Origin of the sequence: Stenotrophomonas sp. P2112, assembly GCF_041897515.1 — a bacterium.
GTDB lineage: Bacteria > Pseudomonadota > Gammaproteobacteria > Xanthomonadales > Xanthomonadaceae > Stenotrophomonas > Stenotrophomonas sepilia.
In genome coordinates this window covers 3,336,563-3,358,447 of record NZ_CP169216.1, presented here as the reverse complement: position 1 = coordinate 3,358,447, position 21,885 = coordinate 3,336,563, and the positions used below count along the sequence as shown (strand labels likewise).

The 21,885-nt window shown below is 67.2% G+C and carries 23 protein-coding genes; 21 read left to right on the top strand and 2 right to left on the bottom strand.

Going from position 1 to position 21,885, the window contains the following annotated elements; translation table 11 throughout:
- Position 1: 1 nt before the first annotated feature.
- Positions 2–868: a LysR family transcriptional regulator AmpR gene (gene ampR / locus ACEPA4_RS15570; protein WP_053501019.1), complete on the bottom strand. Its 867-nt coding sequence runs from the start codon at positions 866–868 to the stop codon at positions 2–4.
- A gap of 174 nt (positions 869–1,042) precedes the next feature.
- On the opposite strand from ampR, the gene blaL2 reads away from it, so the two are divergent.
- From blaL2 to ACEPA4_RS15550, 4 genes are all read left to right on the top strand, one after another.
- Positions 1,043–1,957 (top strand): L2 family extended-spectrum class A beta-lactamase, encoded by a 915-nt coding sequence (blaL2, locus tag ACEPA4_RS15565; RefSeq protein ID WP_262090278.1) that lies wholly within the window; start codon positions 1,043–1,045, stop codon positions 1,955–1,957.
- 84 nt (positions 1,958–2,041) lie between these two features.
- A complete protein-coding gene (locus ACEPA4_RS15560; RefSeq protein ID WP_065178906.1) occupies positions 2,042–3,271 on the top strand; it encodes a cation:proton antiporter in 1,230 nt (409 codons plus the stop codon).
- Positions 3,272–3,375: 104 nt separating this feature from the next.
- Positions 3,376–4,932, top strand: coding sequence for a glycosyltransferase family 39 protein (locus ACEPA4_RS15555; protein WP_262090279.1), 1,557 nt, complete (start codon positions 3,376–3,378; stop codon positions 4,930–4,932).
- A 59-nt stretch (positions 4,933–4,991) separates the two neighbouring features.
- The gene (locus tag ACEPA4_RS15550; RefSeq protein ID WP_262090280.1) at positions 4,992–5,633 is read left to right on the top strand and encodes a hypothetical protein; all 642 of its coding nucleotides are present in this window, start codon (positions 4,992–4,994) and stop codon (positions 5,631–5,633) included.
- A gap of 132 nt (positions 5,634–5,765) precedes the next feature.
- On the opposite strand, the gene ACEPA4_RS15545 is transcribed toward ACEPA4_RS15550, so the two are convergent.
- Positions 5,766–6,512 carry a DUF3011 domain-containing protein gene (locus ACEPA4_RS15545; RefSeq protein WP_069139338.1) on the bottom strand — a complete coding sequence of 249 codons (747 nt, stop codon included), beginning with the start codon at positions 6,510–6,512 and terminating at the stop codon, positions 5,766–5,768.
- Positions 6,513–6,670: 158 nt separating this feature from the next.
- Here ACEPA4_RS15545 and aspS point away from each other — a divergent pair, with 158 nt between their 5' ends.
- The 17 genes from aspS to queE all read left to right on the top strand — a co-directional run bounded on the left by aspS (position 6,671) and on the right by queE (position 21,842).
- A complete protein-coding gene (aspS, locus tag ACEPA4_RS15540; protein ID WP_065196678.1) occupies positions 6,671–8,422 on the top strand; it encodes an aspartate--tRNA ligase in 1,752 nt (583 codons plus the stop codon).
- A gap of 16 nt (positions 8,423–8,438) precedes the next feature.
- On the top strand, positions 8,439–8,756 hold the full coding sequence (locus ACEPA4_RS15535) for a DNA primase (RefSeq protein ID WP_065178902.1): 318 nt from the start codon (positions 8,439–8,441) through the stop codon (positions 8,754–8,756).
- Positions 8,757–8,787: 31 nt separating this feature from the next.
- A complete protein-coding gene (locus tag ACEPA4_RS15530) occupies positions 8,788–9,309 on the top strand; it encodes a GNAT family N-acetyltransferase (protein ID WP_049415346.1) in 522 nt (173 codons plus the stop codon).
- 75 nt (positions 9,310–9,384) lie between these two features.
- Positions 9,385–10,017: a triacylglycerol lipase gene (locus ACEPA4_RS15525; RefSeq protein ID WP_032954421.1), complete on the top strand. Its 633-nt coding sequence runs from the start codon at positions 9,385–9,387 to the stop codon at positions 10,015–10,017.
- 175 nt (positions 10,018–10,192) lie between these two features.
- Positions 10,193–10,924 carry a YebC/PmpR family DNA-binding transcriptional regulator gene (locus ACEPA4_RS15520; RefSeq protein WP_005418519.1) on the top strand — a complete coding sequence of 244 codons (732 nt, stop codon included), beginning with the start codon at positions 10,193–10,195 and terminating at the stop codon, positions 10,922–10,924.
- Between the two features lie 105 nt (positions 10,925–11,029).
- Entirely contained in the window at positions 11,030–11,551 is a 522-nt protein-coding gene (gene ruvC / locus ACEPA4_RS15515; RefSeq protein WP_005418518.1) for a crossover junction endodeoxyribonuclease RuvC, read from the top strand.
- Positions 11,552–11,564: 13 nt separating this feature from the next.
- Positions 11,565–12,158, top strand: a complete 594-nt coding sequence (ruvA, locus tag ACEPA4_RS15510) for a Holliday junction branch migration protein RuvA (protein WP_005418517.1) — start codon at positions 11,565–11,567, stop codon at positions 12,156–12,158.
- A 49-nt stretch (positions 12,159–12,207) separates the two neighbouring features.
- Positions 12,208–14,127, top strand: a complete 1,920-nt coding sequence (locus ACEPA4_RS15505) for a potassium transporter Kup (RefSeq protein WP_032954420.1) — start codon at positions 12,208–12,210, stop codon at positions 14,125–14,127.
- Positions 14,128–14,253: 126 nt separating this feature from the next.
- Positions 14,254–15,294 (top strand): Holliday junction branch migration DNA helicase RuvB, encoded by a 1,041-nt coding sequence (gene ruvB / locus ACEPA4_RS15500; RefSeq protein WP_005418515.1) that lies wholly within the window; start codon positions 14,254–14,256, stop codon positions 15,292–15,294.
- Positions 15,284–15,715, top strand: a complete 432-nt coding sequence (gene ybgC, locus ACEPA4_RS15495; protein ID WP_005418514.1) for a tol-pal system-associated acyl-CoA thioesterase — start codon at positions 15,284–15,286, stop codon at positions 15,713–15,715. The genes ruvB and ybgC overlap by 11 nt, the downstream gene beginning before the upstream one ends.
- 10 nt (positions 15,716–15,725) lie before the next feature.
- Complete coding sequence (gene tolQ, locus ACEPA4_RS15490; protein ID WP_005410752.1) at positions 15,726–16,505, top strand: protein TolQ; 780 nt, start codon at positions 15,726–15,728, stop codon at positions 16,503–16,505.
- Between the two features lie 24 nt (positions 16,506–16,529).
- A complete protein-coding gene (gene tolR, locus ACEPA4_RS15485; RefSeq protein ID WP_005410751.1) occupies positions 16,530–16,958 on the top strand; it encodes a protein TolR in 429 nt (142 codons plus the stop codon).
- The gene (tolA, locus tag ACEPA4_RS15480) at positions 16,948–18,003 is read left to right on the top strand and encodes a cell envelope integrity protein TolA (protein WP_005418512.1); all 1,056 of its coding nucleotides are present in this window, start codon (positions 16,948–16,950) and stop codon (positions 18,001–18,003) included. The genes tolR and tolA overlap by 11 nt, the downstream gene beginning before the upstream one ends.
- A 282-nt stretch (positions 18,004–18,285) precedes the next feature.
- On the top strand, positions 18,286–19,605 hold the full coding sequence (gene tolB, locus ACEPA4_RS15475) for a Tol-Pal system beta propeller repeat protein TolB (protein ID WP_005418511.1): 1,320 nt from the start codon (positions 18,286–18,288) through the stop codon (positions 19,603–19,605).
- Between the two features lie 64 nt (positions 19,606–19,669).
- Positions 19,670–20,188: a peptidoglycan-associated lipoprotein Pal gene (gene pal / locus ACEPA4_RS15470; RefSeq protein ID WP_005418510.1), complete on the top strand. Its 519-nt coding sequence runs from the start codon at positions 19,670–19,672 to the stop codon at positions 20,186–20,188.
- Between the two features lie 3 nt (positions 20,189–20,191).
- Positions 20,192–21,010: a tol-pal system protein YbgF gene (ybgF, locus tag ACEPA4_RS15465; protein WP_005418509.1), complete on the top strand. Its 819-nt coding sequence runs from the start codon at positions 20,192–20,194 to the stop codon at positions 21,008–21,010.
- 130 nt (positions 21,011–21,140) lie between these two features.
- Complete coding sequence (queE, locus tag ACEPA4_RS15460; RefSeq protein WP_065178898.1) at positions 21,141–21,842, top strand: 7-carboxy-7-deazaguanine synthase QueE; 702 nt, start codon at positions 21,141–21,143, stop codon at positions 21,840–21,842.
- The last annotated feature ends 43 nt before the right edge of the window (positions 21,843–21,885 follow it).

The window sequence follows — 21,885 nt, the reverse complement described above, 5'->3', positions numbered from 1 at the left end:
CCTACGCGCCCTGCGCCTGCAGCCACTCGCGGAAGCGCTTGGCCGGCTCGCGCTCGGCGCGCGAGCGTAGCCGCGTCAGCCAATATCGGCCCAGCTCCAGCGTGGTGCCGAACGGCTGCAGCAGGCGGCCTTCGGCCAGTTCCTGCTCGAACATGCGCAGCGGCAGCAAGGCCACGCCGGCACCGCCGGCGGCGGCCATCGCCACCGTCAGCGAGGAATCGAACACCGGCCCACGTGCTTCCACGCCGCTGACGCCGGCCGCCTGCAGCCAGCGCGGCCATTCGTCGCTGCGATAGGAACGCAGCAACGGCAGCGTGGCCAGGTCGCGCGGCTGCTTCAGCCGCCGCGCCAATGCCGGGGCGCACAGCGGCGCGAAGGGCGCATTGAGGATCGCCGTGCAGGCCTGGCCCTGCCAGTCGCCATCACCGAAGCGGATGGCCAGATCCAGCCCCTCGCCGGCCAGGTCGATGCGGTTGTTGTGGGTCTGCAGGCGCAGCTCGATGTCCGGATGCGCGGCCTCGAATGCGGCCAGCCGTGGCAGCAGCCAACCGGTGGCGAAGGTGCCGACCACCCCCAGCGTCAGCACTTCGCGGGCCGGCCCGCCGGTGTAGCGCGCGATGCTGGCCGAGATGCGTTCGAACGATTCGTTGAGCACCGGATACAGTGCTGCGCCTTCATCGGTCAGCGCCACGCCGCGCGGCAGGCGATGGAACAGGCGGATGCCGAGCCGGTCTTCCAGGCCCCGGATCTGGTGGCTCAGCGCGGCCTGGCTGACGCACAACTCGAGCGCGGCACGGGTGAAGTTCTGATGGCGGGCGGCGGCTTCAAAAGCACGCAGCGCGTTGAGCGGCAGGGTCGGGTGCAGCATCGGAAAGCCGTGAGCCAGGGTGATGGCTGATCCTACCGTTCAATAAGGAATTTCGTAAATCTCAACAAGTTGATTACGACAGGCATGAGTTCAACTTATGGCTTGCCATTATTCTTCGCGCTGGTCGGCTGCAGGGGAGGCGCCAATAATTGAGCGGTCACCAGGAGAACCCCTATGCTCGCCCGTCGCCGATTGCTGCAGTTCAGTGGTGCTGCCGTTGCTTCCTCGCTGCTTGCCCCGGCGTTGGCGCGAGCTGTTTCCCCATCGTCCGGCATATCCGCTGCGAACGCCGCCATTGCCGGCGCCGCCGATTTCGCCGCGCTGGAGAAAGCCAGCGGTGGCCGTCTGGGCGTCACCGTCCTGAACACCGGTAACGGCCGTCGCATCGGCGGACATCGTCAGGACGAGCGCTTCCCGATGTGCAGCACGTTCAAGTCGATGCTGGTTGCCCATGTGCTGAGCCTTGCCGATGCAGGCCGCGTTTCGCTCGACACACGTGTGCCCATCGCCGAAAAGGATCTGCTGTCCTACGCCCCGGTGGCGCGCCGCCATGTGGGCAAGGACCTGACGGTGCGCGACCTGTGCCGGGGCACGCTGACCACCAGCGACAACACGGCGGCCAACCTGCTGCTGGAGGTGGTGGGCGGGCCGTCGGCGCTGACGGCATTCCTGCGCGGGCAGGGCGACAGCGTTACCCGCAATGACCGCAACGAGCCGGACGTGAATCTGTTCGCGAAGGGAGACCCGCGCGATACCACTAGCCCGGCCGCGATGGCCACTAGCTTGGCCCGCTTCGCGGTGGGCAATGGCCTGCAGCCGGCATCGCGCCAGCAGTTCACTGATTGGCTCATCGACAACCAGACCGGCGATGCCTGCCTGCGCGCCGGGCTGGGCAAGCGCTGGCGGGTGGGGGACAAGACCGGCAGCAACGGTGATGACACGCGCAACGACATTGCCGTGCTGTGGCCGCATGCGGGCGGCGCAGCGTGGGTGGTCACCGCCTATCTGCAGGGCGCGTCGGTCGATGACGATCAGCGCGCAGCGGTGCTTGCACGGGTGGGGGCGCTGGCCGACGCGATGATCGGATGAGGTAACCGGGGTCATTTGAAAATGGCTTGCCGGATCGGTTCAGCGCGCGCATCCTGCGCGCGTTCCAACCCCACGGAAGACCCCATGAGCCATGAACTGATCTACCTGTTGCTGATCTTCGCGCTGCTGGTGATCCCACGTGCGTTGCAGCGTTTCAGCCTGCCTGCCCCGTTGACCTGCCTGCTGTTCGGCATCATCGGCATGCTCTGGCTGGGGGATCAGGCACATGATGCGGTGATCGGACTGCTGGCCACCCTGGGCATTTCCTCGCTGTTCCTGTTCGCCGGCCTGGAAGTGGATCTGCAGGCGCTGCGCCGGGGTATGTGGCCGCTGCTGGCACATCTGGTCATCCGTACCGGCACGCTGTTCGGCGTCGGCTGGTTGGCCTGGCGTTACGCAGGTTTGCCGTGGCAGGCCGCCGGGCTGCTGGCGTTGGCGCTGCTGACGCCCTCCACCGGTTTCATCATGGACTCGCTGTCGCGGCTGGGCCTGAGTGAGGACGAACGGTTCTGGGTGACCAGCAAGGCCATCGCCGGTGAGCTGCTGGCGCTGGCTGCCTTGTTCATCGTGCTGCAGGCCGGCGATCCGGGCCACATGGCGCTGTCCAGCCTGGCGCTGCTGGCGATGATGGTCGGCCTGCCGCTGCTGTTCATCGCGCTGGGCCGCTGGGTGGCGCCGCACGCGCCGGGCTCGGAGTTCTCGCTGCTGGTGATGGTCGGCATGGTGGCGGCTTACATCACCTACCTGCTGGGTGTGTACTACCTGGTGGGGGCATTCATCGCCGGCCTGGTCGCGCGCCTGCTGCACCAGCGCATGCCGCTGCTGGCCTCGCACGAGAACCTGCACGCGCTGCGTCTGTTCGCCTCGTTCTTCGTGCCGTTCTACTTCTTCAACGCGGGCACCAAGGTGCCCAGCGAAGCGTTGAGCTTCGAGGCGCTGGGGCTGGGCATCGTGATCACCCTGGTGGTGCTGCCGCTGCGCATCGGCGTGGTCTGGCTGCAGCGCCGGGTGATGTTCGGCGAGAGCTTCCGCAGCAGCCTGCGGGTCTCGCTGGCGCTGGCCCCGACCCTGATCTTCACCCTGGTGCTGGCGGCGATCATGCGCGAGCGCTTCCAGATACCCGCAGTGCTGTTCGGCGCGCTGCTGCTGTACGCCGCACTGACCACGCTGCTGCCGTCGCTGGTGTTCCGCACGCCGTTCGACGTCGATCCGGTGGAGCAGGAACCGGCGGGCGAGGGCGAGGCCGCACCGGTCGCGGCCACCGAAGTCAGCCACGCCGAGCCGCCGAAGGCGCCGCTGCCACCGCTGGGCTGAGCCGCAGCCGCGTGCAGCGGCTTGCACTCCCGCGTGCCAACACAGACACTGCGCGCCCGTGAAGCGCGCCCTGCCGTGGGCGGCCACAGCCAGGAGCAACAGGCGTGACCCAGGAAAGCAACCCAGACCGCAGCCTGTTGCCGGGCAAGATCCTGTTGTGGTTTTCGGTAATCGCGCTGCTGGTCCTGCTGGGCTGCAGCTGGTCGATGCCCCCGGTCGATGCCTCCGGTTTCCGGCAGACGCAGACTGCCCTGTCGATCGACTGGTTGCTACGTGGCGGGCCCTGGCTGGACTACGTGACCCCGGTGCTGGGCGCGCCCTGGTCGATCCCCTTCGAGTTCCCGTTCTACCAGTGGCTGGCGGCGTTGCTGTCCAGCGTCACCGGCATGAGTGCCGACAACAGCGGGCGGCTGGTCTCCACCGTCTTCCATGCCGGCTGCATCTGGCTGGTCTATCGCACGCTGCTGGCATGGCGCCCTGACCGCACGCTGGCGCTGTGCGTGGCCGGCGCATTCGCCGTCTCACCGTACGCGCAGTTCTGGGGGCGCTCGGTGATGATGGAGTCCAGCGCGGTGTTCTTCGGCCTGCTCTTTGTCTGGGCGATGGCACGCCTGCGCAGCCAGCCGCGCGTGTGGGTGGGCCTGGTCGCCATCGTCGCGGCGGTGCTGTCGGCGGCCATCAAGGTCACCTCGTTCTTCGGCTTTGCCGCGTTCGTTGCGCTGGCCTTCCTGTGGCTGGCCCTGCACGAGCACGGTTGGCGCCCGCGGTGGCTGCAGCAGCATTGGCAGCTGCTGTTCTGGGGTGGTCTGTCCGCGCTTGCCGCGCTGGCCACGCTCAGCCTGTGGCTGCAGCATGCCGATGCGCTGAAGGCGCAGTCGGCGCTGGGCCGGCAGATCACCTCCGATGCACTGTCCACCTGGAATTACGGCACCCTGCAGCAGCGCCTGGATCCGGCTACCTGGTGGGGCACGGTGTTCAAGAAGCGCTTCTCCGGTGCGATCGGCTCCAACTGGATCTTCCTGGTCTTCGTCATCGCCGGGCTGTGGCAGAAGCGCACGCGCACGGCGGTGGGGATCCTGCTGCTGGCCTACCTGGCGCCGTTCCTGGTCTTCACCAACCTGCACATCGCCCATCCCTACTACCAGGCGGCCAATATCGTGTTCGCCACGTCGATCATCGGCCTGGTGCTGTGGTCGACGGTGCTGACGGCCGAAGCGGCGGGCAAGCCGCGCCGTGGCGTTGCACTGGCGATCTTCCTGTGCGTGCTGTCGGTGGGCTTTGGCCTGGTGAAGTCGCTGAAGGACATCAAGGAAGCGCGCGAGCCGACACCGGTTTCGCAGATCGCCGAGGCCATCCGGACCGGCACCCCGGCGCAGGGCGTGGTGGTCGCGTTCGGTCAGGACTGGTCCTCCGAGCTGCCGTATTTCTCCGGCCGCCGTGCCGTGATGATTCCGGACTGGGCATCGGACGACGTGCTCGCATCGCTGGCTGCAGATGACGCAGCACTGGGGGGACTGCCGCTGGCCGCGCTGGTCAACTGCCCCAACCAGGTGGGCAGCAGCCCCGAGCGCGTGCAATGGCTGGCCGAGATCACCCGCCGCTATGCCGCCGGTGGCCAGAAGCAGGACGTGGGCGGTTGCGAGGTCTGGCTGCACCCCTGACGTGACGTGGCCGGTCAGCGCGGTTTGCGCGCACCGGCCCGGGTCGTTAGGGTTGGGGCATGAGACTGCCTGCCGTTGTTGCCGCTTCCGCCCTCCTGCTCAGCCTCGCTGCCTGCTCGCAGCGTTCCGATACGGTCGCCCATGATCTGGCGACCGCACCGGCCGATGCCTTCATGGCCGCCATCGCCGCGCATTGCGGCCAGGCCTTTGAAGGCCGGGTGGTGGAGGACATGCCGGCGCCGACCGGCAAGGACCCGTTCGCCGGGCAGCGCCTGGTCATGCATGTGCGCGGCTGTGCCGATCCTGCCCATGAATTGCGGATTCCCTTCCATGTGGGGGATGACCACTCGCGCACCTGGGTGCTGACCCGCACCGAAAACGGCCTGCGCCTGAAGCACGATCATCGCCATCAGGATGGCAGCGCGGATGCGATCACCCTCTATGGCGGCGACAGCACGCCACCGGGCACCGCCGAGCGCCAGCAGTTCCCGGCCGACTCCGATTCGGTGGCGATGTTCCGTCGTGCCGACATGCTGGCCTCCACGCACAACACCTGGGCGATGGAGATCGACCCCGACCAGACCTTCGTCTACGAGCTGGGCCGCCCGGACGGCCGCCGCTTCCGCGTGAAGTTCGACCTGAGCAAGCCGGTCGATCTGCCGCCGCCGCCGTGGGGTGACGACAAAGCGCCCGCACCGTGATCGCGGGGTCGGATGCCTCCTGTAAAGCGCTCCGCCCCGGAAAGACCCCCAGTAGATCCGCGCCATGCGTGGAAGCGGGATACCTGGTCGGGTCAGAGCCCCGGCCGCTGGCCAGGGATCCGACGCCGTAACTCAACGCGTACCGAAGCGCGCCCGGCAACCGTTGCTCACCCACACCTGGCCCCGTGCGTAGCCCCAGCTGCGGCCCTCCTGGCAGGCGCTGCCGGACAGCTGCTGCTGCAGCACCGGCCGGCCCTGACGCTCATCCCAGTCACAGTTCTGCGTGCGGTTGTTGTTGCTGCTGCAGGTGATGGAGTAGTTGCTGTTGCCGCCGCCCCAGCCACCGCCCCCGCCGCCACCCCATCCGCGAGCTTCGGCGAATTCGGCGCGGCAGCCGTTGCTGACCCACACCGCGCCGTTGCGCACCCCCCAGGTACGGCCTTCGTCGCAGGGGCTGCCGGACAGCTGGCGGACCAGGCGGGCATTGCGCCAGCCGACCGGGCAGCTGCGTTCGCGATTGTTCTGGCTCTCACAGCGGATGGTTTCGCCGGGCCGGCCGTTGTTGCCGCCCCAGCCACCGCCGTTGCCGCCGCCCCAGCCACCACGGGCCTCGACGAATTCGGCGCGGCAGCCATTGGTGACCCAGATGCTGCCATTGCGGCTGCCCCAGGTGCGGCCCTCGTCGCAGGCGCTGCCGGACAGCTGGCGGACCAGCTGCGCATTGCGCCAGCCTGTGTTGCACACGCGTTCTCGGTTGTTCTGGCTCTCGCAACGGATCACCCCGCTTTGCGCGGCGGCCGGGGCGGAGGGCAGGGCGAGCGTGGCGATGGTGCCCAGGCTCAGGGTCACGGCCAGGCGGGCCAGGGACAGCGGATTCATGGCGGCATCCCATACGGTGGCAGGTGCCTGACTATAGGGAGGGGGATGATCAAGCCGGTGTGACTGGCCGGATTTGCCCCGGCCGGGGCCTCGGCCGCAGAATACGAGGCTTTCCGGCCCCCATCCGGTGCCGGCGTTCTCCAGCGGAGCTTCCCCCAATGCGTACCCACTTCTGCGGCCTGGTCGACGAGACCCTGATTGGCCAGACTGTCACCCTCGCCGGTTGGACCGACGTGGCCCGTAACCAGGGCGGCGTCTGCTTCATCGATCTCCGCGATCATGAAGGCATCGTGCAGGTGACCGTGGAGGTCGACAACGCCGAAGTGTTCGCCGTGGCGGCTTCGCTGGGCTACGAGGACGTGCTGCAGGTGGAGGGCGTCGTGCGCGCCCGCCACGCGGTGAACGACAAGATGCGCACCGGCAAGGTGGAAGTGATCGCCACTGCCATCACTGTGCTGAACAAGGCTGCGCCCCTGCCGTTCCACGCCCACGAGAACCCGGGCGAGGAAACCCGCCTGAAGTACCGCTACCTGGACCTGCGCCGTCCGGAAATGCAGCGCATGCAGCGCACCCGCATCAAGCTGGTGCAGGCCCTGCGCCGCCACCTGGACGAGAAGGGCTTCCAGGACATCGAGACCCCGATCCTGACCAAGGCCACCCCGGAAGGCGCGCGCGACTTCCTGGTGCCGGCGCGCATGCACCCGGGCGAGTTCTACGCCCTGCCGCAGAGCCCGCAGCTGTTCAAGCAGATCCTGATGGTGGCCGGCTTCGACCGTTACTACCAGATCGCGCGCTGCTTCCGCGACGAAGCGCTGCGTGCCGACCGCCAGCTGGAATTCACCCAGCTGGACATGGAATTCGCCTTCGTGCGCGAGCGCGACGTGCAGGACTTCGTCGAAGACATGATCCGCGCCATCTTCAAGGAAGTGGTCGACATCCAGCTGGATGCCAGCTTCCCGCGCATGACCTGGGCCGAGGCGATGCGTCGCTACGGTTCGGACAAGCCGGACCTGCGCATCGCGCTGGAGCTGGTCGACGTGGCTGAACTGGTCAAGGACAGCGAGTTTGCAGTGTTCACCGGCCCAGCCAACGATGCCGAAGGCCGCGTCGCCGCGCTGCGCATCCCGGGCGGTGCAGCGCTGAGCCGCAAGCAGATCGACGAGTACGCCGCGCACGCTGCCAAGTACGGCGCCAAGGGCCTGGCCTACATCAAGATCGCCGACAACGGCGAGGTCAGCTCGCCGATCCAGAAGTTCTTCAGCGAGGCCTCCTTCGCTGCGCTGGTCGCCCATGTTGGCGCCGGCAACGGCGACATCGTGTTCTTCGGTGCCGGTGGCTACAACAAGGTCTCCGACTTCATGGGCGCGCTGCGCCTGAAGGCCGGCAAGGACTTCGGCCTGGTCGCCGATGGCTGGGCGCCGCTGTGGGTCACCGACTTCCCGATGTTCGAATGGGACGAGGAAGAACAGCGCTACGTCGCGCTGCATCACCCCTTCACCGCACCGGCCGTGGATGACATCGCCGATCTGCGCGCCAACGCCCGTACCGCCGTCTCGCGCGGTTACGACATGGTGCTCAACGGCAATGAAATCGGCGGCGGTTCGATCCGTATCCACCGTCCGGACATGCAGAGCGCAGTGTTCGAGCTGCTCGGCATCGGCGCCGAAGAGGCCCGTGCCAAGTTCGGATTCCTGCTCGACGCGCTGAACTACGGCGCGCCGCCGCACGGTGGCATCGCCTTCGGCATCGACCGCATCGCCGCGCTGATGGCCGGCACCGAGTCGATCCGCGACGTCATCCCGTTCCCGAAGACCACCGGTGCACAGGATCTGATGACCGACGCGCCGTCGCCGATCGTCGACGCGCAGCTGGCCGAAGTGCACATCCAGGTTCGCCCCAAGACCAACTGATCAGGAGATCCAGGCAATGACCGAGTTTGCGTTTTCGCTGGAGTGGGAAAAGCTGGGCAATGAAGGCTCCGAGGCCAACCTGGTCACCGAGCGTGCACGCGTGTTCGGTGGTTGGCTGGTCCGCGTTGGTACCAGCCCGGCGGCGATGGCCCTGACCTTCGTCGCCGACGGCGAAGGCCGTTGGGACGGTGAAGACTTCGGCGTCGAGGATTACGAGGACGACGAAGAGGAAGAGTACGAAGAGGACGAGGAAGGCGAGGAAGAAGAGGACGAGGACGAAGAGGAGTACGAGGAAGAGGACGAGGAAGAAGAGGAGTCGCCTGAAAAGGCTTGACCCCCGCTTCGCCCTGGCGTCAACTTCCTGCATGTATTCGATCCGCCGCGCCACTGTGGACGATGCGCCGACCCTGTCGGCGCTGGCCGCCCGCACATTCACCGAAACCTTCGGCCATCTGTACCCGCCGCAGGACCTGCAGGCCTTCCTGGAGGAGGCCTACACGGTCGAGCGCCAGCGCGTGATCCTGGCCCACCCCGATTACGCGGTGTGGCTGCTGGAACTGGATGGGGAAGCGGTCGGCCATGCCGCCGCCGGCCCCTGTGGCCTGCCGCATCCGGATGTGAAACCCGGTGACGGCGAACTCAAGCGCTTGTACCTGATCAAGACGCAGCAGAGCTGCGGCTGGGGCAGCCGCCTGCTGGAAACCGCGCTGGCCTGGCTGGAGCGCGAAGGCCCACGCACGCTGTGGCTGGGCGTGTGGTCGGAGAACTTCGGCGCGCAACGCTTCTACGCCCGCTATGGTTTCGAGAAGGCCGGCGAGTACCTGTTCCCGGTTGGCGATACCAACGATCTTGAATTCATCCTGCGCCGCGCACCGCGCGCGGCCTGACATTCACCGCCGCTTGCTGCGCGCGCGTGTTCAATCACCTCACGTTCCTGCCCCGCTGACCGCCAGGCTGTTTGCATGACTCCCCCCGTATTGCTGCTGCATGGCATCTGGAATGCCCGCGCCTGGGTCGGGCCGCTGGCCTGGCGCCTGCGCGCGCGTGGTTTCCAGGTGCATGCGTTCGGTTACTCCTCGGTGTTCGGTGGTCCCGACGTGGCGGTGCCCCAGCTGCTGGAACGGTTGGCCGACGCCGGGCCGTTGTCGCTGGTCGGCCACAGCCTGGGCGGGTTGCTGGCGCTGGAAGCGCTGCGGCGCAATCCGCAGCTGCCGGTGCAGCGGGTGGTCTGCCTGGGTTCACCGCTGCGCGGCAGTGGCACCGCACGCTCGTTGTCCGAGCACGGCTGGGGCCTGGCGCTGGGACGCAGCAGCGAGCTGCTGCTCGATGGCCTGCCGGACTGGCAGGGCAGGGCCGAGGTTGGCCTGATTGCCGGCTCGGTGCCGCACGGGCTGGGCAGCCTGCTGGGTGCCATCGACGATGCCTCCGATGGCACCGTGGCACTGGCCGAGACCCGGCTGCCGGGCCTGGCCGACCATTGCGTGGTCCGCACCAGCCACAGCGGCCTGGTGGTGTCGCCCGACGCCGCGCGGCAGACCGCGCATTTCCTGCGTCATGGCAAGTTCGACCACAGCCGCGACGCGGCGGCAGCATAGGGGCGGGAAGGCAGGGCCGCCCTGTAGAGCCGAGCCCATGCTCGGCTGCATTCCGTCGGGCCCATTGAGCCGAGCATTGGCTCGGCTCTACAACAATACGGGCCTAGACACGGTTGCAGCGCCCGATCAGGTAGAATCCGCGCCTTGATCCTGAAGCAGCCAGACGGTAGCACCCATGGGTAGAGGCCCCTCCATCGAAGCCCGCAAGAACGCGTCCGACGCGAAGCGCGGCAAGATTTTCACCAAGATCATCCGCGAGATCGGCGTTGCCGCGCGCGGCGGTGGAGGCGACCCCAACAACAATCCGCGCCTGCGCGTGGCCGTGGACAAAGGCCTGGCCGTGAACATGTCCAAGGACGTGATCGAGCGTGCCATCAAGAAGGCGACCGGTGAGCTGGAAGGCGTCGACTACGAGGAAGTCCGCTACGAGGGCTACGCCCCGGGTGGCGTGGCCGTGATCGTCGACTGCCTGACCGACAATCGCGTGCGCACTGTGGCCGACGTCCGCCATGCGTTCAGCAAGTGCGGTGGCAACATGGGCACCGAGGGCTCGGTGGCCTTCATGTTCAAGCGCCTGGGCGTGCTCAGCTTCGCCGCAGGGGCCGACGAGGAAGCCATCACCGAAGCGGCCATTGAGGCCGGTGCCGATGACATCGTGGTCTACCCCGATGACGGCTCGATCGATGTGGTCACCAGCCCTGACGCGTTCAACGCGGTGAAGGATGCGATGGCCGCCGCCGGCCATGTCGCCGACCACGCCGAGATCACCTTCCGCGCGGACAACGACATCAAGGTTGAAGGCGACGTCGCCCTGCAGGTCAAGAAGCTGCTGGACATGCTCGAAGACCTGGACGACGTGCAGGACGTGTATTCCAACGCCGAACTCGGCGCCGACGCCTACGCCTGAGCCGTCTTCGACGGCCTGGGCGCGGGCCGTTGAACGGTCACCGCGGACAGTCATGAGCCCCTACGCCTGCCAGCGCATCCCGTTCCGCCCCGCCAGGAGTGCAGCATGACCCGCATCCTCGGCATCGACCCCGGTTCGCAGCGGACCGGGGTCGGCATCATCGATGTCGATGCCGCCGGCCGCGTCACCTACGTGCACCACCAGCCATTGGTGCTGCTGGGCGCCGACGACTTCCCGCAGCGCATGAAGCTGCTGGTGCTGGGCCTGGCCGACCTGTGCCGCGAGTACCAGCCGCAGGAAGTGGCCATTGAAAAGGTGTTCATGGCCCGTAATCCCGATTCGGCGCTGAAGCTGGGCCAGGCCCGGGGCGCGGCGATCTCGGCCGTGGTGCTGCGCGACCTGCCGGTGCACGAATACGCCGCCAGCGAGATCAAGCTCGCCGTGGTTGGCCGTGGTGGCGCCGAAAAGCAACAGGTTCAACACATGGTCGGGCTCATGCTCAACCTGAAAACCAAGCTGCAGGCCGACGCGGCCGACGCGTTGGCGGTGGCGATCACCCATGCCCACGTACGGGCAACGGCCAACCGCCTGGGGCTCAGTGCCCGCCAGGCGTGGGGCCGCAAATGAGGAGCTGCACGCAATGATCGGTCGACTGCGCGGCATCGTCGCCTACAAGGCGCCGCCGTGGCTGGTGGTGGACGTGAACGGGGTGGGCTACGAACTGGAGGCGCCGATGAGCACCTTCTACGACCTGCCCGAGCTCGGCCGCGAGGTCACGCTGTACACCCACTACGCGCAGAAGGAAGACAGCGTTTCGCTGTACGGCTTCCTGCGCGAGGGGGAGCGGCGCCTGTTCCGCGACGTGCAGAAGGTCAGTGGCATTGGCGCGAAGATCGCGCTGGCGGTGCTGTCCGGCGTTTCCGTCGAGGAGTTCGCGCGCATGGTCCAGGCCGGTGACATCACCGCGCTGACCCGCATTCCCGGCATCGGCAAGAAGACTGCCGAGCGCATGGTGCTGGAACTGCGTGACCGTGCCGCCCAGTTCGGTGCCGGCGGCGCGCTGCCCACCGGCAGCGGCCCGGCCCCGGCCGACCCGCTGTCCGATGCCACCGTGGCCCTGCAGCAGCTGGGCTACAAGCCGGCCGAAGCGGCACGCATGGCCCGCGACGCCTTCAACGAAGGCGACGAAGTGGCCACCGTGATCCGCAAGGCGCTGCAGTCGGCGCTGCGCTGAGCCGCGTCCCTTTCCTTCAACGAACCGCCTGAGCGTCGCCAGGAGTCCCATGTCCAGCAGTCAAACCCCGCACGCAGCTGCCCCCGGCAGCCACGGTCACGCCCCTCCAGCAGGAGGCATGGCGCTGATCATCGGTGCGATCGGCGTGGTGTTCGGCGATATCGGTACCAGCCCGCTGTACACGCTGAAGGAGGCGTTCTCGCCACACTACGGGCTCAACAGCGACCACGACACCGTGCTGGGCGTGCTGTCGCTGGCGTTCTGGGCGCTGAACATCGTGGTCACGCTGAAGTACGTGACCATCATCATGCGCGCCGACAACGACGGCGAGGGCGGCATCATGGCGCTGATGGCGTTGACCCAGCGCACGCTGCGCAACGGCTCGCGCTCGGCCTACGTGGTCGGCATCCTCGGCATTTTCGGTGCCTCGCTGTTCTTCGGCGACGGCGTGATCACCCCGGCGATATCGGTGCTGGGTGCGGTGGAGGGCCTGGAGGTGGCCGCGCCGGGCCTGCATGCCTTCATCGTGCCGATCACGGTGGTGGTGCTGTTGATGGTGTTTGCGGCGCAGCGCTTCGGTACCGAGAAGATCGGCAAGGCCTTCGGCCCCATCACCTCGGTCTGGTTCATCTCGCTGGCGGCGATCGGCATCTACAACATCGTCGATGCGCCGGAAGTGCTCAAGGCGTTCAACCCCTGGTGGGCGATCCGCTTCTTCATGGAGCACAGCTGGCATGGGATCTTCATCCTCGGCGCAGTGGTGCTGGCGGTGACCGGTGGCGAGGCGCTTTACGCCGACATGGGCCACTTCGGCGCCAAACCGATCCGCCACGCCTGGTATTTCTTCGTGCTGCCGTGCCTGGTGCTGAACTACCTGGGGCAGGGCGCACTGGTGCTCAACCACCCCGAGGCGCTGAAAAACCCGTTCTTCGAGGCGGTGCCGCCGTGGGCGCTGTACCCGATGATCATCCTGGCCACCATGGCGGCGGTGATTGCCTCGCAGTCGGTCATCACCGGTGCGTTCTCGGTCTCGCGCCAGGCGATGCAGCTGGGCTACATCCCGCGCATGCGCATCAAGCACACCTCGCACGACACCATCGGCCAGATCTACATCCCAGGCATCAACTGGGGCATCGCGGTAATGGTGATCGGCCTGGTGCTGGCCTTCCGCAGCTCGTCCAACCTGGCAGTGGCCTACGGCATCTCGGTGTCGGCCACCATGCTGATCGACACCCTGCTGCTGGCCCTGGTGGCCCGGTCGCTGTGGCCGAAGGCGCGCAAGTGGATCCTGCCGCTGTGCGTGGTGTTCTTCATCATCGACCTCGGCTTCGTCATCGCCAATGGTGCCAAGCTGCTTCAGGGCGCCTGGTTCCCGGTGGTACTGGGCATCTTCCTGTTCACCATGATGCGGACCTGGCGCCGTGGCCGCGAGCTGCTGCGCGATGAGATCCGCAAGGACGGCATCCGCCTCGATACCTTCCTGCCTGGGCTGATGCTGGCACCGCCGGTGCGCGTGCCGGGCACTGCAGTGTTCCTCACCGCCGACCCGACCGTGGCCCCGCATGCGCTGATGCACAACCTCAAGCACAACAAGGTGCTGCACGAGCGCAACGTGTTCCTGCACGTGGAGACCCTGCCGATCCCGTATGCGATGGAAGGGCAGCGGCTGAAGATCGAATCGGTGGGCGACGAGTTCTACCGCGTCTACGTGCGCTTCGGCTTCATGGAGACCCCGGACGTGCCACTGGCGCTGATGCGCTCGTGCGACCACGGTGGCATCTACTTCGACCCGATGGACACCACCTTCTTCGCCAGCCGCGAAACCATCGTGGCCACCGCCAACCGCGGCATGCCGATCTGGCGCGACAAGCTGTTCGCGCTGATGCACCGGAACGCCGCGCCGGCCACGGGCTTCTTCCGCATTCCCGGCAACCGCCTGGTCGAACTCGGGGCCCAGGTCGAGATCTGAGGTCTGGTAGTGCCGGCCGCTGGCCGGCATCCGCCGCACCACCGGTGTTCATGGGGTTGCCGGCCAGCGGCCGGCACTACCGTGCTTCCGGCCCCGGAATGCAACCATTTACCGCATAATCACGGTATGACCGACGACCGCATCATCGGCGCCGGCGCCACCCGCGAGGATGACGCCGCCGACGCCAGCATCCGCCCCAAGCGCCTGGCCGACTATCTCGGCCAGGCCCCGGTGCGCGAGCAGATGGAGATCTACATCGAAGCGGCCAAGGGGCGTGGCGACGCGCTCGACCACGTGCTGATCTTCGGGCCGCCCGGCCTGGGCAAGACCACGCTCAGCCACGTCATCGCCAACGAACTGGGCGTGGCCCTGCGGGTGACCTCCGGCCCGGTGATCGAGAAGGCCGGCGACCTCGCCGCACTGCTGACCAACCTGCAGCCGCACGACGTGCTGTTCGTGGACGAGATCCACCGCCTGTCGCCAGTGGTCGAGGAAGTGCTGTACCCGGCGATGGAAGACTTCCAGATCGACATCATGATCGGTGAGGGCCCCGCGGCCCGTTCGATCAAGATCGACCTGCCGCCGTTCACCCTGATCGGTGCCACCACCCGCGCCGGCCTGCTGACCGCGCCGCTGCGCGACCGCTTCGGCATCGTCCAGCGGCTGGAGTTCTACAGCGTCGAAGAGCTGACCCGGATCGTGCGCCGCTCGGCCACCATCCTCGGCATCGACTGCACCGCCGATGGCGCCGGCGAGATCGCGCGCCGCGCGCGCGGCACCCCGCGTATCGCCAACCGCCTGCTGCGCCGCGTGCGCGATTATGCGCAGGTGAAGGCGGGCGGCCACATCGACGAGGCCGTGGCACAGGCCGCGATGAAAATGCTCAAGGTTGATCCGGAGGGCTTCGACGAGCTCGACCGGCGCCTGCTCAAGACCCTGGTCGACTACTTCGACGGCGGCCCGGTCGGCATCGAATCGCTGGCCGCGGCGCTGTCCGAAGAGCGCGGCACGCTGGAAGACGTGGTCGAGCCGTACCTGATCCAGCAGGGCTTCCTGGTGCGCACCGCGCGCGGCCGCATGGCCACCCACAAGGCCTACCGGCACATGGGCCTGAAGCCGAAGAACCCGCCGCAGGACCTGTTCGCGGAGGTTCCCGATGTCGGTTGAGCCACTATTCAGTTGGCCGACACGCATTTACTGGGAAGATACCGACGCAGGCGGCGTGGTCTACCACGCCCGCTACGTCGCCTTCATGGAACGGGCACGGACCGAATGGATGCGTGCGCTCGGCTACGGCCAGGAGCGCATGCGCGCCGAGCACGGGATGGTCTTCGCAGTGCGTTCGATGCAGATGGATTTCATCAGGCCGGCACGGCTGGATGACACCCTGCAGGTGAGCGCCCGCTTGGTCCAGCTGAAGAAGGCCAGCATGGTCTTCGACCAGCAGATCCTGCGCGACGGCGAGCTGCTGCTGTCGGCCCAGGTCCGCATCGCCGCACTGGAAGCGGCCAGTTTCCGCCCGCGTGGCATGGACGAGGCCGTCCTTGCCATGCTGCAACCCCACCTCCACCCCGAATCCGAACACTGAGGAACAACGGATGATCGCAACGCTCCTGGCCCTGCAGGCCACGGTCACCGAGGCACTGCCGGCCGACGTCAGCAACGCCGCGACACAGACCCTTGCCCAGGCCACCACCGGCGGCGGCATCAACTACCTCGAGCTGATGGCCAAGGCCAGCCTGCCGGTGAAGATCATCGTGCTGCTGCTGCTGGTCGGCTCGTTCGTCAGCTGGGTGATCATTTTCCGCAAGGCCCGCGTGTTCAAGCAGGCCACCCGCGAAGCCGACGAGTTCGAGAACCGCTTCTGGTCCGGCGCCGACCTGGGCAAGCTGTACAGCGCCGCCACCGACCGCAGCCGCAGCGTGACCGGCCTGGAAGCCATCTTCGAAGCCGGTTTCCGCGAGTACACCCGCCTGCGCGACAAGCGCCGCCTGGATGGCCGTGCGCAGCTGGAAGGCGCGCAGCGTGCCATGCGCACCACCTACACCCGCGAAGTGGACCAGCTTGAGCGCAACCTGGAACTGCTGGCCAACATCGGTTCGACTGCCCCGTACGTGGGCCTGGTCGGTACCGTGTTCGGCATCATGGTGACCATGCACGACATGATCAGCAGCGGTGCGCAGGCCGGTATCGCCGCCGTCGCGCCAGGTATCTCCGAAGCCCTGTTCGCCACCGCCATCGGCCTGTTCGTGGCGATCCCGGCGGTGTGGGCCTACAACCGCTTCACCACCCGCGTGGAGCGCATGTCGGTGCGGTTCGAGACCTTCGCCGAAGAGTTCAGCTCCATCCTGCAGCGCCAGAGCGCTGGCGACGAGTAAGCGCCTGACCCGGGAGTCCAAGCCATGTCCGCTGCCATCGGTCGCCGCAAGCGCCGCAAGCTGAAATCGGAAATCAACGTCGTTCCCTACATCGACGTCATGCTGGTGCTGCTGATCATCTTCATGGTCACCGCGCCGCTGCTCACCCTGAGCTTCGACGTCGACCTGCCGCAATCCAACGCCAAGGCGCTGGAAAGCAAGCAGGACCCGGTGATCGTCTCGGTGCGCCAGGACGGCCAGCTCAGCCTGAAGCTGCCCGATGCCAAGGAACCGACCGCCGTGTCGGCCGAGGAACTGGAAGGCCGCCTGGCAGGCATCGCCGCCCAGGACAAGGGCGTGCGCGTGATCGTCGCCGCCGACCGCGCCGTGGCCTATGAAAAGGTCATCGCCGCGATGGATGTGATCAAGCGCGCCAAGGTAGACAAGGTAGGCCTGGCCACCGATGCACGCTGACGCCCTGCCACCTCCACAGCAGCGCGAACCCGGCTGGGGCCTGCCCCTGGCGCTGGCGTTGCTGGTGCACCTGCTGGTCGCGCTGGTCTTCATCGTGGCCTGGTTCTGGTCGCCCGAGCGCAACACCGACGCCGCCGCCGGTGATCCGTCGGTGGAGGCCAGCCTGGCCCTGTCCGCGTCCGAGGCGTCCGCCGCCCGCCAGGCCCTGCGCCAGTCCGAAAAGCTGGAGGACCTGCCGCCGCCGGTGGCCGAGCCGATCCCGGTGCCGGAAGACACCGTTCCGCCGCCGCAGCCGATTCCCGAGCCGCGCCCACAGGACGCCCCCACGCCGCAGCAGCAACAGGCGCAGGAGCGCGTCGCGCAGCCGGATACCAAGGACCAGGAAGCAGTGAGCGCGCTGGCCATCTCGCAGGAGAAGGCGAAACAGGAACAGGAAGCCAAGCGCCGCCAGGAACAGATCGACCTGACCGAACGCAAGCGCCAGGAAGAAGCGGAACAGAAGCTGCGCCTGGCCAAGCAGCAGGAAGAAGACGCGAAGAAGAAGCTGGCCGATCAGGCGCGCCAGGCCGCGGACAAGGCCGAGGCCGAGAAGCAGAAGAAGATCGCCGAGATCCGTGCCCGCCGTGAACAGGCCGAAAAGGAAGCCAAGCTGGCCGAGCAGAAGCTGCGCCAGGTCGCCGCCGCGCGCAATGCCGCGGGCAGTGCCGCCGCCGGAGCCAGCGGTGCGTCCCAGCCGGCCGCCGGTGGCGGTGGCAACAGCGATGATCTTTCGGCCAAGTACGCCGCGGCGATCCAGGCCAAGGTGCTGTCGCAGTGGGTGCGCCCGGATACGGTGCCGCTGGGCCAGCGCTGCCAGATCACCATCACCCAGATTCCGGGTGGCACGGTGATGCAGGCCAAGGTCAGCCCGAACTGCCCCTACGACGAGGCCGGCAAGCGTTCGATCGAGGCCGCCGTGCTCAACGCGCAGCCCCTGCCGTACCGTGGCTTCGAGTCCGTGTTCGCACGCACGCTCAACTTCACCTTTACCGCCCAGGATCGCTGAGGCGGGCAGGGCAGGGGGGCTCGGGCCACTCCTGCCCACGGTTGTCGCGCTTGCCTCTGGTGTGCTCGGTTTCGACCGGGCAGGCTGTGGGCTGCTGTCGAACGCCGTCCTCCGGGGCGGCGTGACCAGGGCAGACGGTGCGATGTTAGCCACGACGTTAACGGTGCGTGAGAAGACGGGCTGGAACTGACCCGGAATTCACGTACCCTTGGTTCATGATTGCGAAGCGGTTCACTCCCGCTTTGTTATCCCTCGTTCCGGTTTCCCCTTATTGAGCGCTCCATGAAAAAGATGCCTCGCTGGCTTGCCGTGTTTGCGGCCCTGTTGCTGCCCTTTGCTGCCGTCGCGCAGCAGAAGGGGCTGGATATCGACATCATCGGCGGCAATGCCTCCGCGCTGCCGATCACCATCGTGCCGATGCCCTATCAGGGTTCGTCGGCCGCTCCGCAGACCGACGTCGCCGGCGTGGTCCGTGCCGACCTGGAGCGTTCGGGCCAGTTCCGCACGCTGCCGGAAGCGCAGATCGTCGAGAAGCCCGTGCGGGGAGGGGATATCCAGTTCGCGACCTGGCGCGCGCTGAAGCAGAACTACATCGTGGTCGGCCGCGTGCTTGATGCCGGTGCCGGTGCCTACCGCGTCGAGTACGAACTGTTCGACGTGCCCAAGGGCGAGCGCCTGCTGGGCCTGGCGATGACCGCCCGTGGCAATGCCATGCGCGACGTTGCCCACCAGATGGCCGACGCCATCTACGAAAAGATCACCGGCGTGCGCGGCGCCTTCTGGACCCGCATCGCCTACGTGACCGCCAGTGGCAAGGGCGACGCCATGCGCTACGCGCTGATGGTGGCCGATTCCGATGGCTTCAACCCGCAGACCATCGTGCGCTCGGCCGAGCCGCTGCTGTCGCCGTCGTGGAGTCCGGATGGCAGCAAGCTGGCCTACGTCAGCTTCGAGCGTGGCAATTCGGCCATCTACATCCAGAACATCGGTACCGGTGCGCGCGAGCTGGTCACCAGCTTCCGCGGCATCAACAGCGCCCCGGCGTTCTCGCCGGACGGCCGCAAGCTGGCCCTGACCCTGTCGCGCTCCGGTAACCCGGAAATCTACGTGATGGACCTGGGCAGCAAGCAGCTGACCCAGCTGACCAACCACTTCGCCATTGATACCGAGCCGACCTGGGCACCGGACGGCAGCGCGGTGTACTTCACCTCCGATCGCGGCGGCCGTCCGCAGGTCTACAAGGTCGGTGCCGGCGGCGGCAGCGCCGAGCGCGTGACCTTCCAGGGCAACTACAATGCCAAGCCGTCGGTGTCCTACGATGGCAAGAAGATCGCCGTCGCCCAGGGCTCGGGCAACAGCTACAAGATCGCGATGATGGACAGCTCGCTGGGCTCGCCGCGCTGGAGCACGCTGTCCCCGGGTTCGCTGGATGAATCGCCGAGCTTTGCGCCCAACGCAAGCATGGTGCTGTACGCCGCCCGCGAAGGTGGCCGTGGTGTGTTGTATGCCGTTTCGGCCGATGCGCGGGTTCGCCAGCGCCTGGTCCTGGCTGACGGTGATGTGCGCGAACCGGCATGGTCCCCATACCGTACCCAGCGCTAAAAGAGTGTTAATATTTTCGTTGTCTTGAACCCCTCATCGGCTTAGGAGCCACAAAGGTATCGCCATGAACAAGTCCACCCGCGTTCTGCTTGTTTCCCTGCTGTCTGTGGCCGTCCTGGCCGGTTGCTCGAAGAAGGTGAAGGAAGAGCCGGCAGCCCCGGTCGACACCGGCACCTCGACCACCACCCCGACCGGTCCGTCGACCTCCGGCCTGTACGGCCCGGGCGACCTGGACACCGACGCCTGCCTGCGCCAGCGCGTTGTCTACTTCGACCTGGACAAGGAAGACGTGAAGCCGGAATTCCAGGCCATCATGGCGTGCCACGCCAAGTACCTGCGTGACCGTCCGTCCTCGCGCATCACCCTGCAGGGCCACACCGACGAGCGCGGTTCGCGCGCGTACAACCAGGCCCTGGGCGAGCGTCGTGGCAACGGCGTCAGCTCGGCCCTGCAGGCCAACGGTGGTTCGGCTTCGCAGCTGACCGTCGTGTCCTACGGTGAAGAGCGTCCGGTCTGCACCGAGTCGAACGAGTCGTGCTGGTCGCAGAACCGTCGCGTCGAAATCGTCTACACCGCGCAGTAATCCATGCGCATTGGCATCAAACTGATGCTGGTCGTTGCGGCAGCCCTCGTGGCTGCCGCACCGGCGCACGCACAGCGACAGAGCCTGGCTGACCGTGTCGGCGCGCTCGAGCAGCAGATGTACAACAACAGTGCCAACCAGGACCTGTTGAACCAGATCAATCAGCTGCGGCAGCAGGTCACCAGCCTGCAGGCCTCGATCGAGCAGTTGCAGCATGACAACGCCCAGCTCAAGCAGTCCGCCCAGGACCAGTACCTGGATCTGGACAGCCGCCTGAACCGGTTGGAAGGGGGCAACGCCGCCCCGGCCCTGCCGCCCGTTCCGGCGAGCGCGCCGAAGGCCGCACCTGCCCCGGCAAAACCCGCAGCGGCGGCCACTTCCGAGCGGCCGCCTTCCGTCCATGGTGATGCTGGCAGCCTTGCCGCCACCGGCGACGAGCGCACCTCCTACAACGTTGCCTTCGATGCGTTGAAGGCCGGCAGGTACGACGATTCGGCGCAGCTGTTCCTGAGCTTCCTGGAGTTGTACCCGAACGGCGTCTACGCGCCGAACGCGCTGTACTGGCTGGGCGAGAGCTACTACGCCACCCGCAATTTCCCGATGGCCGAGGCCCAGTTCCGAGAGCTGCTCTCGCGCTATCCGACCCACGACAAGGCCGCGGGCGGCCTGCTCAAGATCGGCCTGTCGCAGTACGGCGAGGGAAAGGTCGACCAGGCCCAGCAGACGCTGGAGACCGTCGTGGCGCAGTACCCCGGCTCGGACGCCGCGCGCACCGCGCAGGACCGTCTGCAGTCCATCCGCCTGGGCAAGCAGATCCGCTGACCGGGCGTACAATACGCACCGTGGCGCTGGGCTGATGCCCGGCAGCCTCCTGTAGAGCCGAGCCCATGCTCGGCTGCTTTCGTTTCCGGCGCCGTGAATCGGCTGCCCGTCCCATGAAGAACTTTCCGCCATGACCGCCGTTACCCCGTCCAACGCCGTCGCCACCCCCAGCGACATCGTGCAGTCGCCGCTGCCGCGCCTGAAGATCACCGAGATCTTCACCTCGCTGCAGGGCGAAGCCGATACCGCCGGCTGGCCGACCGTGTTCGTGCGCCTGACCGGCTGCCCGCTGCGCTGCCAGTACTGCGACACCGCCTATGCCTTCCACGGCGGCACCTGGTGGGACATCGACGACATCGTGGCCGAGGTGCTGGCCCAGGGCGTCCGCCACGTCTGCGTGACCGGCGGCGAGCCGCTGGCGCAGAAGCGCTGCCTGGTGCTGCTGCAGAAGCTGTGCGATGCGGGCATGGATGTCTCGCTGGAAACCTCCGGCGCGCTGGATGTCAGTGCAGTGGACCCGCGCGTGTCGCGCGTGGTCGACATCAAGACGCCGGGCTCGGCCGAAGCCGTCCGCAATCGCCTGGAAAACCTGCCGCTGCTGACCGTCCGCGACCAGATCAAGTTCGTCATCTGCAACCGCGAGGACTACGACTGGGCCAAGGCCATGGTCGCCGAGCACGGCCTGGTGAAGCGTTGCACCGTGTTCTTCTCGCCGAGCAAGGGCGAGATCAGCGCGCGGCAGTTGGCCGACTGGATCGTCGAAGACCGGCTGCCGGTGCGCTTCCAGATGCAGTTGCATAAAATCCTGTGGAACGACGAGCCGGGCCGATGAGCCGGCGCAGCGTTCCCTGATGTAGCTCCGGCGCGGGACAGCG

What these genes read in the sequence shown, in the direction of transcription:
- ybgF (WP_005418509.1), top strand. Translation starts at nt 20,192, where the DNA reads ATGCGCATTGGCATCAAACTGATGCTGGTCGTTGCGGCAGCCCTCGTG.
- tolQ (WP_005410752.1), top strand. Translation starts at nt 15,726, where the DNA reads ATGATCGCAACGCTCCTGGCCCTGCAGGCCACGGTCACCGAGGCACTG.
- ACEPA4_RS15530 (WP_049415346.1), top strand. Translation starts at nt 8,788, where the DNA reads ATGTATTCGATCCGCCGCGCCACTGTGGACGATGCGCCGACCCTGTCG.
- ACEPA4_RS15545 (WP_069139338.1), bottom strand. Translation starts at nt 6,512, where the DNA reads ATGAATCCGCTGTCCCTGGCCCGCCTGGCCGTGACCCTGAGCCTGGGC.
- tolA (WP_005418512.1), top strand. Translation starts at nt 16,948, where the DNA reads ATGCACGCTGACGCCCTGCCACCTCCACAGCAGCGCGAACCCGGCTGG.
- ACEPA4_RS15525 (WP_032954421.1), top strand. Translation starts at nt 9,385, where the DNA reads ATGACTCCCCCCGTATTGCTGCTGCATGGCATCTGGAATGCCCGCGCC.
- ybgC (WP_005418514.1), top strand. Translation starts at nt 15,284, where the DNA reads ATGTCGGTTGAGCCACTATTCAGTTGGCCGACACGCATTTACTGGGAA.
- tolB (WP_005418511.1), top strand. Translation starts at nt 18,286, where the DNA reads ATGAAAAAGATGCCTCGCTGGCTTGCCGTGTTTGCGGCCCTGTTGCTG.
- tolR (WP_005410751.1), top strand. Translation starts at nt 16,530, where the DNA reads ATGTCCGCTGCCATCGGTCGCCGCAAGCGCCGCAAGCTGAAATCGGAA.
- ACEPA4_RS15550 (WP_262090280.1), top strand. Translation starts at nt 4,992, where the DNA reads ATGAGACTGCCTGCCGTTGTTGCCGCTTCCGCCCTCCTGCTCAGCCTC.
- pal (WP_005418510.1), top strand. Translation starts at nt 19,670, where the DNA reads ATGAACAAGTCCACCCGCGTTCTGCTTGTTTCCCTGCTGTCTGTGGCC.
- ampR (WP_053501019.1), bottom strand. Translation starts at nt 868, where the DNA reads ATGCTGCACCCGACCCTGCCGCTCAACGCGCTGCGTGCTTTTGAAGCC.
- ruvC (WP_005418518.1), top strand. Translation starts at nt 11,030, where the DNA reads ATGACCCGCATCCTCGGCATCGACCCCGGTTCGCAGCGGACCGGGGTC.
- queE (WP_065178898.1), top strand. Translation starts at nt 21,141, where the DNA reads ATGACCGCCGTTACCCCGTCCAACGCCGTCGCCACCCCCAGCGACATC.
- ACEPA4_RS15535 (WP_065178902.1), top strand. Translation starts at nt 8,439, where the DNA reads ATGACCGAGTTTGCGTTTTCGCTGGAGTGGGAAAAGCTGGGCAATGAA.
- blaL2 (WP_262090278.1), top strand. Translation starts at nt 1,043, where the DNA reads ATGCTCGCCCGTCGCCGATTGCTGCAGTTCAGTGGTGCTGCCGTTGCT.
- ACEPA4_RS15520 (WP_005418519.1), top strand. Translation starts at nt 10,193, where the DNA reads ATGGGTAGAGGCCCCTCCATCGAAGCCCGCAAGAACGCGTCCGACGCG.
- ruvB (WP_005418515.1), top strand. Translation starts at nt 14,254, where the DNA reads ATGACCGACGACCGCATCATCGGCGCCGGCGCCACCCGCGAGGATGAC.
- ruvA (WP_005418517.1), top strand. Translation starts at nt 11,565, where the DNA reads ATGATCGGTCGACTGCGCGGCATCGTCGCCTACAAGGCGCCGCCGTGG.
- aspS (WP_065196678.1), top strand. Translation starts at nt 6,671, where the DNA reads ATGCGTACCCACTTCTGCGGCCTGGTCGACGAGACCCTGATTGGCCAG.
- ACEPA4_RS15560 (WP_065178906.1), top strand. Translation starts at nt 2,042, where the DNA reads ATGAGCCATGAACTGATCTACCTGTTGCTGATCTTCGCGCTGCTGGTG.
- ACEPA4_RS15505 (WP_032954420.1), top strand. Translation starts at nt 12,208, where the DNA reads ATGTCCAGCAGTCAAACCCCGCACGCAGCTGCCCCCGGCAGCCACGGT.